Below are 13,025 nucleotides of genomic sequence, written 5' to 3' on the forward strand. Positions count from 1 at the left end.
TCGAGACCCACGCGCAGAACGTGGGTCTCGACGCACAGAGCGGGTCTCGGTGAAAGGCCTGCCGTCGCCGCGAGGGCGGATGCCGGGGGCACGCGCGGCCGAACGGCGGACCCGGGGCGACGGGGCCTCGAAGGGGGAGGGTGGCTCGAGACCCCGCCGCCGGTCTGCGGGTGAGATGGAGCGATGGAGGGCGGCGCTGCTGATTACAGGCGGATCTCGGCGACGACTTCGCCGTACTCGGTCTCGTCCACCGGAGTGAACCCGACGCGCTCGAAGAACGCCCCGGGGCCGTCGTGCCCGCCCTCGTAGATCACGTCGACGCGATCCATGCCGCGCGAGCGGGCCTCTTCGAGGAGCTTCTCCACCGCGAAGCGGCCGACGCCGCGGCCCTGGTCGTCGGCGCCCACGTTGATGCGCCACAGGACGGAGCGGAAATACTCCTGCGGCGCGTCGGGATCGAAGTTCGCGCTGACGAAGCCGACGACCTCGTCGTCGTCGAGCACGACGCGCTGCCACGCCGTCGCCGGGTTCACGACGGCGCCCGCCACGGCGTAACTGGTGGGAGCGAGGAACTGCTCCTGACCGGGCTTGAGGGACATGGTGTTGACCGCGACGATCGTCGCGGCGGACAGTTCCACGAGGCGCAGCGCGGTCATGACTCCAGGGTACCGCCCTGTCCGCCCCGCGGCATCAGGGATTCGTCATGAAATGGCACAGCCGTGCGGCCGGCCGGCCGGAGATATCTCGACGTCAAGATACTTTCGCCGGTGCGCTAGGCTGAGAATCGATCCGCGACGCCCTCGGGAACCCGACGAAACAGGAAGACCAGACGTGCCTGAGTCCACCATCATCTACACCCACACCGACGAGGCTCCGGCACTGGCCACCGCGTCGTTCCTGCCGATCGTGAAGGCCTTCGCCGGGCAGGCGGGCGTCGAGATCGACACCCGCGACATCTCGCTGGCCGGCCGCATCCTCGCGGCGTTCCCGCAGCGGCTGAATCCCGAGCAGCAGGTGGGCGACGCCCTCGCCGAGCTCGGCGGCCTGGCCACGCTCCCCGAGGCGAACATCATCAAACTGCCGAACATCTCGGCATCCATCCCCCAGCTCAAGGCGGCGATCGCCGAGCTCCAGTCGCAGGGCTACGACATCCCCGACTATCCCGACGACGCGGCGACGGTCGAGGACAAGGACATCCGCGCCCGCTACGACCGCATCAAGGGGTCGGCGGTCAACCCGGTGCTGCGCGAGGGCAACAGCGACCGCCGCGCGCCGCTGTCGGTGAAGAACTACGCCCGCAAGCATCCGCACCGCAACAAGCCGTTCGCGGTCGGCTCGAAGACCCGCGTCGCGACGATGGGCCACGACGACTTCAAGAGCAACGAGAAGAGCTGGGTCGCCGCGCACGACGACGTCCTGTCGGTGCGGCACACGGCATCCGATGGCACCGTCACGGTGCTCAAGGAGGGCCTGAAGGTGCTCCCGCGCGAGGTGATCGACGCGACCTTCCTGTCGGCGCGGGCGCTCGACGCGTTCCTGGCCGACACGATCGCGCAGGCCAAGGCCGAGAACGTGCTGTACTCGGTGCACCTGAAGGCGACGATGATGAAGGTCAGCGACCCCATCATCTTCGGTCACGTCGTGCGCGCCTTCTTCAAGGACGTCTTCGACACCTACGGTGCCACCCTGGATGCCGCGGGCCTGGACGGCAACAACGGCCTGGGTGCGATCCTGGCCGGACTCGGCGAGGTCGACGGGGGAGAGGCCATCGCCGCCGCCTTCGCCGCCGACCTGCAGGGCGGCCCGCGCCTGTCGTACGTGAACAGCGACAAGGGCATCACGAACCTGCACGTGCCCAGCGACGTCATCGTCGACGCGTCGATGCCCGCCCTCATCCGCAACGGCGGCAAGCTGTGGGGTGTCGACGGCGGTGAGGACGACACGATCGCCGTCATCCCCGACTCGTCGTACGCCGGCGTCTATCAGGCGGTCATCGACGACGTCATCGCCAACGGCCCGCTCGACCCGGCGACGATCGGCACCGTGCCCAACGTCGGCCTCATGGCGCAGGCCGCCGAGGAGTACGGCAGCCACGACAAGACGTTCGAGATCCCGTCCGACGGCGTCGTGCAGGTCCTGGCGAGCGACGGCACGGTGCTCATCGAGCACGAGGTCGGCGCGGGCGACATCTGGCGTGCGACGCAGACCAAGCACATCGCGGTCGTCGACTGGGTGCGCCTGGCCGTCGCGCGCGCCCGCGCCACCGGCGCCCCGGCCGTGTTCTGGCTCGACCTCACCCGTGCGCACGACGCGCAGCTGATCGCGAAGGTGCACCAGGCGCTCGCGACCGTCGACACCGGCGACGTGACGATCCTCATCCTGCCGCCCGACGAGGCGACCCGGTTCTCCCTGGCGCGGCTGCGCAAGGGCGAGGACACCATCTCGGTGACCGGCAACGTGCTGCGCGACTACCTCACCGACCTGTTCCCGATCCTCGAAGTCGGCACGTCGGCGAAGATGCTCTCGATCGTGCCGCTGCTGGCCGGCGGGGGGCTGTTCGAGACCGGCGCCGGCGGGTCGGCGCCCAAGCACGTGCAGCAGCTGCTGGAAGAGGACTACCTGCGCTGGGATTCGCTCGGCGAGTTCTTCGCGCTCGCGGCATCGTTCGAGCACCTCGCCGAGTACACCGGCAACGCGAAGGCGCGCGTGCTCGCCGACACCCTCGATGCCGCCACCGGCACGTTCCTCGAGAACGACCGCTCGCCGGGCCGTGCGCTGGGCACGATCGACAACCGCGGCAGCCACTTCTACCTGGGCCTGTACTGGGCGCAGGAGCTCGCGCGCCAGAGCGCGGATGCCGAGCTGGCCGCCGCCTTCGCGCCGGTTGCGGCGGCGTTGACCGCCGCCGAGGAGCGGATCGTCGCGGAGCTGAACGGTGTGCAGGGTCACCCGGTCGAGATCGGCGGCTACTACCACCCCGACGAGGCGAAGGTCGCCGCCGTCATGCGCCCCTCGGCGACGCTCAACGCCGTCATCGACGCCCTCTGACGGGGTGATGCCGCAGCATCCACCCCCTCCTTCCGCCACAGCGCTCCCGCGAAACAGCATCTGTGCACCGAAACAGCGGCCGGCAGCTGCAGTCTCGGTGCACCGATGCAGTCTCGCGGTCAGGGTAACGGGGGAGGACGGGGGAGGGGGATGCCGGGAGGGTTAGGCGTGGATCCAGACGTCGGTGCCGGTGGGGGCCCAGGTGTAGATCTGCTCGGCGCGGTAGTTGGGCATGCCGACGCAGCCGTGGCTCATCGCGGTGCCGAAGTTGTTGTGCCAGTACACGCCGTGGAACGCCTGGCTGCCGTTGAAATACATGATCCACTCGACGTTGGGGACGTCGTAGTTCCAGTATGCGTCGGTCGATGACGTCGAGGTCATCGTCTGCACGCGGTAGTGGCTGTTGACGCGGTAGTGGCCGGTCTCGGTCGGCGAGCGGCTCTCGCCGCTGGAGATGTACCACGAGTCGACGACGGCGCCGTTCTCCTTGAGGTACAGCCGCTGCTCGCTCAGGTCGACCTCGAGCAGGCGCTGCAGCGTCGTCGTGACCGCCGGCGTGACCTCGACGGGCAGGGTGTAGACGCCGTTGCCCGACGCGAGCTGTGCCGCGAACTCGGTTGCGACCTCGCTCGTGTCGCCGAGCACGCGCCCGTCGGCGCCCGGGATGGTCGTCTCCAGCACGGTGCCGTCGGAGTTGGTGATGACTGTGCCGTTGGCCGCAGCGCGGTCGACGAGCGGCTGGAGCGTGTCGACGACGGGCTGGATCTTCGCGGCATCCGCGGTGATCTCGTACCCGCCTTTTGCGTCGGCGGTGATCGTCAGCCAGCTCGCGGCGGTGGCGGCGTCGACCGGGACGGTGCGCTCGTCGCCGACGTAGAAGCCGATGTTCGCGAGCATCGCGTTCGCCTCGTCGGCCGCGGCCTGCGCCTTCTCGGTCGTGGCCGGGGAGGCGACGGGGCTCGTGACGACGTCGATCGTCGTCGACTCTTCGCCCGCGGCGAAGGCCGTGTTCAGCGCCGCCGTGACGACGTCGAGGTCGATGCCGTGACCGGCGACGGCCGGGGTCACGGTGTAGGCGGTGCCGTCGAAGGCGACGGTCGCGGCCACCGGGTCGAGGTAGCTGCCCGGCAGCGCGTCGCGCAGCGCCGCCGTCGCCGTGTCGGCGTCGAGGGTGACGGGAGCGCTGACGGGGTCGCCGAACCACTGCGTGAGGTTCCACATCGGGCGCTGATCGAACGCGGCCGACGCCAGGGCGCCGGCGTCGAGGGTCGCGCCGAGCTCGGCGGCGGTGACGGACGGGCCGCCCTCCCCGAGCACGACGGTCGTGGCGGCGAGCTGCTGCGCGACGGCGTCGGTGGCCGCGCCCTCGGTGAGCAGGCCGACCGGGACGCCGGCGACGGAGGTGCCCGGCGCGATGAGCACGAGGGATGCCGCGACCGCACCGGCCGTGACGACGGCGACCGGCACGCCGATCCACAGCCAGAGGCGCTTCTTCTTCGGGGCGGGCTCGGACGGCGCCCACTGCACGGGCGCTCCGGCGTCGGTCGGCGGTGCCGCGCCGAGCACGGCGGTCGCCGCGGCGTCGTCGACGGACGACGGGACGGCCGGAGTCTGCCCGGTATCGTCCTTCGTGGCGAGATCCGTCACCGCGACACCCCCGTGATTGAGCGCAAAGAGCGCGAGACCGCGCCCTTCTATGGTACGCGATGCACGCGGAAATCCGGGGTGTGCGCGCAGTGCCCTCGGGAGAGGGGGCACGGCCGGGTGACGGCGGTCAGCGCTCGCTCGCTATCGGCCGTGGACCGGACGGGGATGCGCCCGGCGTGACGGGCGAGAGTGCGAGACGACGAATGTAACGATTTTGTAAAGACGGCGATCAAATTCCTCGCCGGGCTTGCGCAAGGTTTGTTCGTAAGGTCTACTAACAAACATGTTCGGAGCAGATCAGCAGCGTGGCGCACCCGAGGCGACGATCCCCGGTGCAGCGATGGCACTGCCGGCGCGCGCGTTCGGCTCCGGGCGCCCCCTGCGCCGCGCCGCAAAGGTCCTGCCCGAGCACGCCCGCGCGCACAACCGCTCGCTCGTGCTGCAGACCCTCTTCCACCAGGGTGCCATGAGCCGCGCCGACCTGTCGCGCGAGACCGGCCTCACCCGCGTCACGATCTCCGACCTCGTCGCCGAGCTCATCGACGACGGCTACGTCGCCGAGCTCGGCACCCGCGAGGCGACCGGGCCCGGCAAGCCCGCGATCCTCGTCGACCTCGACCGTGAGGGCCACCGTATCGTCGGCATCGACCTGTCGGGCACCGGCCGCTTCCTCGGCGCCGTGCTCACCCTCGACGGCGAGATCGTCGCGCGACACAGCGCCCCGGTGCCGGCCGACCCCGCCGACATCCTCCGCGTCGTCATCGACCTCGCCCGCCGCCTCGTCGCGGATGCGCACGCTCCGGTGCTCGGCGTCGGCGTGGGCACTCCCGGTGTCGTCGACGACGCCGGTGTCGTGCTGACGGCCCCGAACTTCGGCTGGACCGGCATCCCGCTGCAACGGTCTCTGCACGACGAGCTGGGACTGCCCGTCCTCGTCGCCAACGACGCGAACGCCGCCGTGCTCGCCGAGTACACGTTCGGCGCCGCCGACGACGACGTGCTGCTGGTGCGCGTCGGCCGCGGTGTCGGCTCGGGCCTGCTCGCGGGCGGTCAGCCCATGCGCGGCAGCCGCTTCGCCGCGGGCGAGATCGGCCACGTCACGGTCGGGACCGACGGCGGACCGGTGTGCGTCTGCGGCAAGGTCGGATGCCTGGAGGCCTGGCTCTCGGAGCCCGCGCTGAGCGCGCGCCTGGCCGAGCCGGGCGCGGCGCGCGACGCCGTCCTGCGTGACGCGGGCGGTCGCCTCGGCATCGCCCTGGCACCCGTCGTGGGGGTCCTGGACCTGTCGGAGATCGTGCTCTCCGGCCCCCCTGAGCTTCTCGACGGCCCCCTCGCGGGGGCATGCGTCGAGTCACTGCGCACCCGCACGCTCGCTCCGTTCAACGAGGGCGTGCAGGTTCGGATGACGACGCAAGGCGAGGACATCGTCCTGCGCGGCGCGGCCGTCATGGTCCTGTCGGGACAGCTCGGGGTGTCCTGACGCCCACACCACCCCGGACGGCCACGTCGGCCCACGGGAACCACCAAGAGAGACAAAGGAAGTCACCATGAACAAGAAGCTCGGAGCACTCGCGCTCCTCGGCGCTTCGGCTGTCGTTCTCGCCGGCTGTGCGGGCGGCAGCGCTGCCCCCGCAGAGTCCGAGGCCGCCACCGGCGATCTCACGGTCTGGCTCGTCGGCAGCGACACGCCGGACACGGCCCGTCAGTACCTGAAGGACACGTTCGAGACCGAGAACGAGGGGTGGACCCTCACGATCGAGCAGAAGACGTGGGACGACGTGTCGAACACGTACACCGCGGCGCTGTCGTCGAACGACGCGCCCGACGTCGTCGAGGTCGGCAACACGCAGGCGCTCGGCTTCGCGGATGCCGGCCTGTTCCTCGACATCTCCGACATCAAGGCCGACCTCGGCGGCGACGACCTGCTCGGCGGCCTCGTCGACGCGGGCACGCTCGACGGCAGCCTGTACGCGGCCCCGTACTACGCCGGCGGCCGGGTCGTCTTCTACACCCCGCAGATCGTCGGCGACACGCTGCCTACCACGCTCGAGGAGTACGTCGAGAAGGGCATCGCGCTGAAGACCGACACCGTCTCGGGCATCTTCGCCCCCGGCAAGGACTGGTACAACGCGCTGCCCTACATCTGGACCTACGGCGGCGAGATCGCCGTGCAGGACAGCGACGGCACGTGGGACGCGCAGCTGTCCAGCGACAAGAGCCTGAAGGGTCTCGAGCTGCTGCAGAAGGTCTACACGCAGGCCTCGGTGGCGCCGGTCGACGGCAACGAGCGGCTCGGCAACATCGCGTTCTGCGCCGGCGAGGTGGGCTTCCTGTCCAGCCCCGCCTGGGCCGCCGGCAACCTGACCGGTGCCTGGCCGTGGGGCGACGAGGCCGCGGGTGAGGAAGTCTCCAACGGATGCCCCGACACCTACGCCAAGGACCTCTCCGCCTTCGCCCTCCCGGGGGCCGTGGCCGGCGAGACCGCGCCGATCTTCGCGGGTGGCTCGAACGTCGCCGTCGCCTACAAGTCCGACGCCCCGGCCAAGGCCAAGGCCGCCCTGAAGATCATGCTCTCCGAGGACTACCAGAAGCTGCTGGCCGAGCAGAGCCTGACCCCGGGCATCGTCTCGGCGGCGAAGTACCTGCCCGACACCGACATCGCGAAGGCGCAGGCCGAGGGTCTGGCCAACTCGAAGTTCACCCCGACGAGCCCCCACTGGGCCGAGGTCGAGGCGGCGCAGATCATCCCCGACGCGCTCGTGAAGATCGCGCAGGGCGGCGACGTCACCCAGATCGCGACGCAGCTCGACACCGACATCGAGGCGATCCTCAACAAGTAGGCAGCACCCGGGAGGGGGTTCCGGCCGGATGCCGGTCGGAACCCCCTCTCCTGTCGAGAAAGAAAGGAGGCGAGCGATGACCGCGATCGACCTGGCCGGCACGGCCACCCAGCGCGAGCGACGCAAGCGCTGGCGCGAGACGCGCGGCGCCTGGGCGCTGCTGCTGCCCTCGCTGATCGTCCTCGGCGTCATGGTCGGCTACCCCGCCGTCACCATGTTCATCCAGGCGTTCACCGACTACACCGTCAAGAACAAGGTGCAGGGAACGGCCCCCGACTTCATCGGGTTCGAGAACTTCGTCGACCTGTTCACGACGTCGGACTTTCCCGCCGTCCTCGTCCGCAGCCTCTCGCTGATGGTCGTGCTGACGTTCTTCATCCTCGTCTTCGGCGTGCTCGTCGCCGTGCTCATGACGCGGCTGAGCCGCGCCTGGCGCATCATCGTCTCGGTCGGCCTGCTCCTGGCCTGGGCCATGCCGCCCCTGACCGCCACCGTCGTGTGGGGCTGGATCTTCGACACGCAGTACGGCCTCGTCAACTGGTTCCTGGGCACCGTCACCGGCACGTCGGAGTGGACCAACCACTCCTGGCTCCTGGAACCCCTCTCGTTCTTCCTCGTGCTCACGATCATCGTCGTGTGGCAGGGCATCCCCTTCGTCGCCTTCACGACCTACGCCGGGCTCGGCCAGGTGCCCGCAGAGGTGCTCGAAGCGGCATCCCTCGACGGCGCGAGCGGCGTGAAGCGCTTCCGCTACATCGTGTTCCCGTACCTGCGCAGCATCCTCACCGTCGTGCTCGTGCTGCAGATCATCTGGAACCTGCGCATCTTCACCCAGGTCTATGCGCTGCAGACCCGCGGCGGCATCGCCGCCGACACCAACGTGCTCGGCACCTATCTGTTCCGTCAGGGCGTCGGCGAGTTCGGCTCGACCTCGGCGATCGGCGTGTTCATGGTCATCCTGCTGCTGATCCTCTCCTGGGGATACGTGCGCACGACGCTCAAGGAGGAGGAGCTGTGAGCAGCCAGGTGAACGTCAGCACCCAGGTCGGCACGGTCGGCGCCCCGCAGCTGGACAAGAAGGTGCGACGCGGCTCGATCGACGCGCGCCGCCCCTCCGGCCGCAAGGTCGCCACCCGCACCCTGCTGAACCTCGCGGCGCTCGTCGTGTTCGTGTGCTCGGTCTTCCCGGTGTACTACATGGTGAACCTCGCGTTCACGCCGAACGCGAAGATCGTCAGCCGCGAGCCGAGCCTGTTCCCGGTGGATTTCACGGTGAACAACTTCGTCACGGCGTGGACCCGCGAGGCCGCCACCGGTCAGACCGACTTCCCGCACGCGCTGACCACGACGGTCACCGTCACGGCGGGCGTGCTCGTCGTCACCCTGCTGTTCGCGTTCCTCGCCTCGGTCGCCCTCGCCCGCTTCCGCTTCACGGGGCGCCGCACCTTCATCGTCGCCGTGCTCATCGTGCAGATGATTCCCGGTGAGGCGATGATGTTCACGATCTACGGCATGATCGACGACTGGCACCTGATGAACACCCTGCTGGGCCTCGGCATCGTCTACACGGCCGCCGTCATCCCGTTCACCATCTGGACCCTGCGCGGGTTCGTCGCCGGCGTCCCCGCCGACCTCGAAGAGGCGGCGATGATCGACGGCTGCACGAAGTCGCAGGCGTTCTGGAAGGTCACCTTTCCGCTGCTCGCACCCGGCCTCGTGTCCACCGGCATCTTCGCCTTCATCCAGGCGTGGAACGAGTTCACGATGGCGCTGCTGCTCATGAGCGGCTACAACCTGACGCTCATGCCGTGGCTGAACGCCTTCCAGTCGTCGTCGGTCGGCGGCGCGGTCAACTGGGGCGCCGTCATGGCCGGGTCGACGATGATCGCCCTGCCGGTCATGATCTTCTTCCTCTTCGTCCAGGGGCGGATGACCGGAGGTCTCGTCTCGGGCGCGGTGAAGGGCTGATGCGGCTCGGGTTCGACGTCGGCGGCACCAAGACCGATGCCGTCGTCACCGACGGTGCGGGACGCATCGTGGCGCGGACGCGCCGCCCGACCGCGTGGGGTCCGCAGGGCGTCGTCGACACGGTCCTCGGCCTCGTCGACGAGCTGGCGGAGGTGCCGGGCGTCGCCGCGTCGCCGTTCACGTCGATCGGGATCGGCATGCCCGGCCAGGTCGCCCCCGGCACGTCGATCGTCACGCACGCCGTCAACCTCGGCGTCGACGAGCTCGACCTCGGCGCCGCCGTGGGCGCGCGACTGGGGATGCCGGTCGCCGCCGAGAACGACGTCAAGGCCGCCGCCCTCGGGGCGCACGCGCTGTCTCGGCAGAGCCGGGGCGGCGACGCGCGCAGCACCGTCGCGTACCTGAACCTCGGCACCGGCGTCGCCGCCGGGCTCGTCTGCCGCGGCCGACTCTGGCGCGGCGCGCACGGCACCGCCGGCGAGGTCGGGCACATCTCGGTCGCGCCCGACGGGCCGCTGTGCAAGTGCGGACAGCGCGGCTGCATCGAGGCGTTCTGCGGCGGCGCGGCTATCGCCGAGCGTTGGGGGAGGCCGGGCGCGCTGCCCGTGCGCGACGTGTTCGACGCGGCGGATGCCGGCGACCCGGACGCCGTCGCACTGCGGGGCGGCCTCGCCTACGGCGTCGCCGCGGCCGTGCGCGTCATCGTCTTGTCGGGCGACGTCGACGCCGTCGTCATCGGCGGCGGCATCACCGCCCTCGGCGGCCGCATGATAGGCCCCGTCGTGGCCGAGCTCGAGGCCAGCGCGGCGGCGTCGCCGTTCCTGCGCTCGCTGCGCCTGCCCGAGCGGGTCGAGCTGCTGCCCCCGGGTTCGCCCGCGGCGGCGCTCGGTGCATCGATACTGGGAGCATCGAACGCGGAGGAGATCATCACTCATGGCTGAGGTCGTCATCGTCCCGTCCGCCGCGGCGGCCGGTGCGCTCGTCGCCGACGAGATCGTGAAGCTCATCGCGCGCCGTCCCGACGCGGTGCTGGGGCTCGCGACCGGGTCGACCCCGCTGCCGGTCTACGAGGCGCTGCGCTCACGGCTGGCCGGGGTCGACGTGTCACGCGTGCGCGGGTTCGCGCTGGACGAGTACGTCGGCATCGATCCCCGGCATCCGCAGAGCTATCGCTCGGTCATCACGACCGAGGTCGTGGCGCCGCTGGGGCTGAACCCCGAGCGCATCCACACGCCGAACGGGGCGCTTGCGACGATCGCGCACGCCGGCGACGACTACGAGCGCGCCATCGCGGATGCCGGCGGCATCGATCTGCAGCTGCTCGGAATCGGGACGTCGGGGCACATCGGCTTCAACGAGCCGGGCTCGTCGTTCGCGTCGCGCACGCGCGTGAAGACGCTCATCGCGCAGACCCGGCAGGACAACGCGCGGTTCTTCGACACGGTCGACGACGTGCCGATGCACTGCATCACGCAGGGCCTCGGCACGATCCTCGACGCGAGGCACCTGTTCCTGCTCGCGTTCGGGACGGGAAAGGCCGCCGCCGTGGCGGGAGCCGTCGAGGGGCCCGTCACGTCGTCGCTGCCCGGTTCGGCGATCCAGCTGCACCCGCATGCGACCGTCGTCGTCGACGAGGCCGCCGCGTCACAGCTCGCCCACGCCGACTATTACCGCTACGCCTTCGCGAACAAGCCCGCCTGGCAGGGGCTGTAGGCCGCATCCGGGCTCCTACGGCGCGAAGACCTTGCCGGGGTTGAGGATGCCGGTCGGGTCGAACACCCGCACGATCTGGCGCTGCAGCTCCCACTGGTCGTCGCCGAGCTCTTCGGCCAGCCAGCGGCGCTTGAGCACGCCGATGCCGTGCTCGCCGGTGAGCGTGCCGCCCAGGCGCAGGGCGGAGCGGAAGAGGTCGTCGGCGGCATCCCAGATGTGCTGCGGCACCTCCGGCCCGTCGAAGACGAAGTTGGGGTGCAGGTTGCCGTCGCCCGCGTGGCACACCGTCGGGATCGCGACGCCGTGATCGCGCTCGACGCGCGCGATCTCGTCGAACATCGCCGGCAGCGCGCTGCGCGGCACCGAGACGTCCTCGATGAGCGTCGTGCCCAGGGTCTCCATCGCGGGGTGCATCGAGCGGCGGATGCGCCACAACAGTTCGGCCTCGGCGTCATCGGCGGCCAGCCGCACGGTGCCGCCGGCGGCGGCGAGGGTCGCGGTGATCGCTGCGGCCTCGGCATCGGCGGCGACGCCGTCGGTCTGCACGGTCAGCTGCGCGGCGCCGGCCGGCGGCGGGTCGAGGTCGAGCAGCCGGTGGACGGCGTCGAGGCTGGCGGCATCCATCAGCTCCATGATCGCCGGCTGCACGCCCGACGCCGTCACGGCGGCGGCCGCCTCGGCGGCCAGGCGCACGTCGGGGAACAGGGCCGTGAGCGTACGGGAGTGGCCCGGCGCGAGGCGCCGCAGCCTGAGCGTCGCGCCGACGACGACGCCGAGCGTGCCCTCCGAGCCGATGACGAGCGCCGTGAGGTCGAGGCCGGTGACGCCCTTGACGCTGCGGTGGCCGAGGCGCAGCAGCCGCCCGTCGGCGAGCACGAGGTCGACGCCGAGCACGGCATCGCGCACGACGCCGTACTTCGCGCACAGCAGGCCCCCGCACCGGTGGCGATGTTGCCGCCGACCGTGGCGATCTCGCGACTGGCGGGGTCGGGCGCCCACCACAGGCCGTACGGCTCGAGCGCCGCGTTGAGCTCGGCGTTGCGGATGCCGGGCTCGACCACCGCCAGCAGATCGTCGGGGCGCACCTCGAGGATGCGGTTCATCCGCAGCGTCGACAGCACGAGCTCGCCCTCACCGGCGTTCGCGCCGCCGGCCAGTCCCGAGCCCGCGCCGCGCGTGACGACGGGGTGCCCGGTGGCGTGGGCGATGCGCAGCGTCTGCTGCACGTCGTCGACGGATGCCGCGTGCACGACCGCGAGCGGCGTTCCGGCGCAGGCGTGGCCGGACTTGTCGGCGCGCATCGCCTCCCGCAGCGCCGGGTCGGTGTCGACGCGGTCGCCGAGCGCCGCGCGCAGCCGGTCGACGATGGTCACGACAGGCGTCGCCGACCGGCGATGAGGCCCACGGTGACGGCGACGACGGCGAAGGCGAGGCCGATCCAGGCGCTGCCGCTGGTCCACCACACGATCGTCGTGGCGGCGTAGACGAGCAGTTCGACCAGCGCCCGGACGAACGGGTGTACCGGGATCATCGCGCGCGGCGAGACGAACAGCGCCCACAGCGCGATCGCGACCAGCGGCGCACCGATGCCGGCGACGAGGTTCCCCGGGAACGGCCACGCCGTGAACCCCCAGACGGCGAGGGTTGCGAACGCGAACAGCTCGCAGAGGAAGGCGAGGACGTCGACGGCATCCAGCGCGGGGCGCGTGCCGGCGGGTGCGGCGGCATCCGGTGTCGGCGGCGCATCGGGTGCGGTGGGCCGGACGGGAGGCAGGGCGTCGGACATGCGGCCAGTTTACGCGGGCGGAT

The 13,025-nt window shown here is 70.9% G+C and carries 10 protein-coding genes and 1 pseudogene; 7 read left to right on the forward strand and 4 right to left on the reverse strand.

The window, feature by feature from the left end:
• Positions 1 to 203 precede the first annotated feature (203 nt).
• Positions 204 to 656 carry a GNAT family N-acetyltransferase gene (locus tag QM720_RS07760; protein ID WP_415125541.1) on the reverse strand — a complete coding sequence of 151 codons (453 nt, stop codon included), beginning with the start codon at positions 654 to 656 and terminating at the stop codon, positions 204 to 206.
• A gap of 175 nt (positions 657 to 831) precedes the next feature.
• Here QM720_RS07760 and QM720_RS07765 point away from each other — a divergent pair, with 175 nt between their 5' ends.
• Complete coding sequence (locus tag QM720_RS07765; protein ID WP_415125542.1) at positions 832 to 3,048, forward strand: NADP-dependent isocitrate dehydrogenase; 2,217 nt, start codon at positions 832 to 834, stop codon at positions 3,046 to 3,048.
• Between the two features lie 162 nt (positions 3,049 to 3,210).
• On the opposite strand, the gene QM720_RS07770 is transcribed toward QM720_RS07765, so the two are convergent.
• The gene (locus QM720_RS07770) at positions 3,211 to 4,695 is read right to left on the reverse strand and encodes a L,D-transpeptidase family protein (RefSeq protein ID WP_415125543.1); all 1,485 of its coding nucleotides are present in this window, start codon (positions 4,693 to 4,695) and stop codon (positions 3,211 to 3,213) included.
• Between the two features lie 283 nt (positions 4,696 to 4,978).
• Between QM720_RS07770 and QM720_RS07775 the strand changes: the two genes are divergently transcribed.
• From QM720_RS07775 to QM720_RS07800, 6 genes are all read left to right on the forward strand, one after another.
• On the forward strand, positions 4,979 to 6,175 hold the full coding sequence (locus tag QM720_RS07775) for an ROK family transcriptional regulator (protein ID WP_415125544.1): 1,197 nt from the start codon (positions 4,979 to 4,981) through the stop codon (positions 6,173 to 6,175).
• Between the two features lie 67 nt (positions 6,176 to 6,242).
• Positions 6,243 to 7,535: an extracellular solute-binding protein gene (locus QM720_RS07780; RefSeq protein WP_415125545.1), complete on the forward strand. Its 1,293-nt coding sequence runs from the start codon at positions 6,243 to 6,245 to the stop codon at positions 7,533 to 7,535.
• Positions 7,536 to 7,611: 76 nt separating this feature from the next.
• Entirely contained in the window at positions 7,612 to 8,553 is a 942-nt protein-coding gene (locus QM720_RS07785; protein ID WP_415125546.1) for a carbohydrate ABC transporter permease, read from the forward strand.
• The gene (locus QM720_RS07790; protein WP_415125547.1) at positions 8,550 to 9,503 is read left to right on the forward strand and encodes a carbohydrate ABC transporter permease; all 954 of its coding nucleotides are present in this window, start codon (positions 8,550 to 8,552) and stop codon (positions 9,501 to 9,503) included. Before QM720_RS07785 ends, QM720_RS07790 begins: the two co-directional genes overlap by 4 nt.
• The gene (locus tag QM720_RS07795; protein ID WP_415125548.1) at positions 9,503 to 10,444 is read left to right on the forward strand and encodes an ROK family protein; all 942 of its coding nucleotides are present in this window, start codon (positions 9,503 to 9,505) and stop codon (positions 10,442 to 10,444) included. The genes QM720_RS07790 and QM720_RS07795 overlap by 1 nt, the downstream gene beginning before the upstream one ends.
• Entirely contained in the window at positions 10,437 to 11,216 is a 780-nt protein-coding gene (locus tag QM720_RS07800; RefSeq protein ID WP_415125549.1) for a glucosamine-6-phosphate deaminase, read from the forward strand. The genes QM720_RS07795 and QM720_RS07800 overlap by 8 nt, the downstream gene beginning before the upstream one ends.
• Positions 11,217 to 11,231: 15 nt before the next feature.
• On the opposite strand, the pseudogene QM720_RS07805 reads toward QM720_RS07800, so the two are convergent.
• Together QM720_RS07805 and QM720_RS07810 are read right to left on the reverse strand one after the other, a co-directional pair.
• A pseudogene (locus tag QM720_RS07805) lies at positions 11,232 to 12,589 on the reverse strand (FAD-binding oxidoreductase).
• Positions 12,586 to 13,002 carry a YrdB family protein gene (locus QM720_RS07810; protein ID WP_415125550.1) on the reverse strand — a complete coding sequence of 139 codons (417 nt, stop codon included), beginning with the start codon at positions 13,000 to 13,002 and terminating at the stop codon, positions 12,586 to 12,588. The pseudogene QM720_RS07805 and the gene QM720_RS07810 overlap by 4 nt, the downstream one beginning before the upstream one ends.
• Between the last annotated feature and the right edge of the window lie 23 nt (positions 13,003 to 13,025).

The organism is Microbacterium sp. (genome assembly GCF_047602155.1).
In the GTDB taxonomy this organism is placed as follows: domain Bacteria; phylum Actinomycetota; class Actinomycetes; order Actinomycetales; family Microbacteriaceae; genus Microbacterium.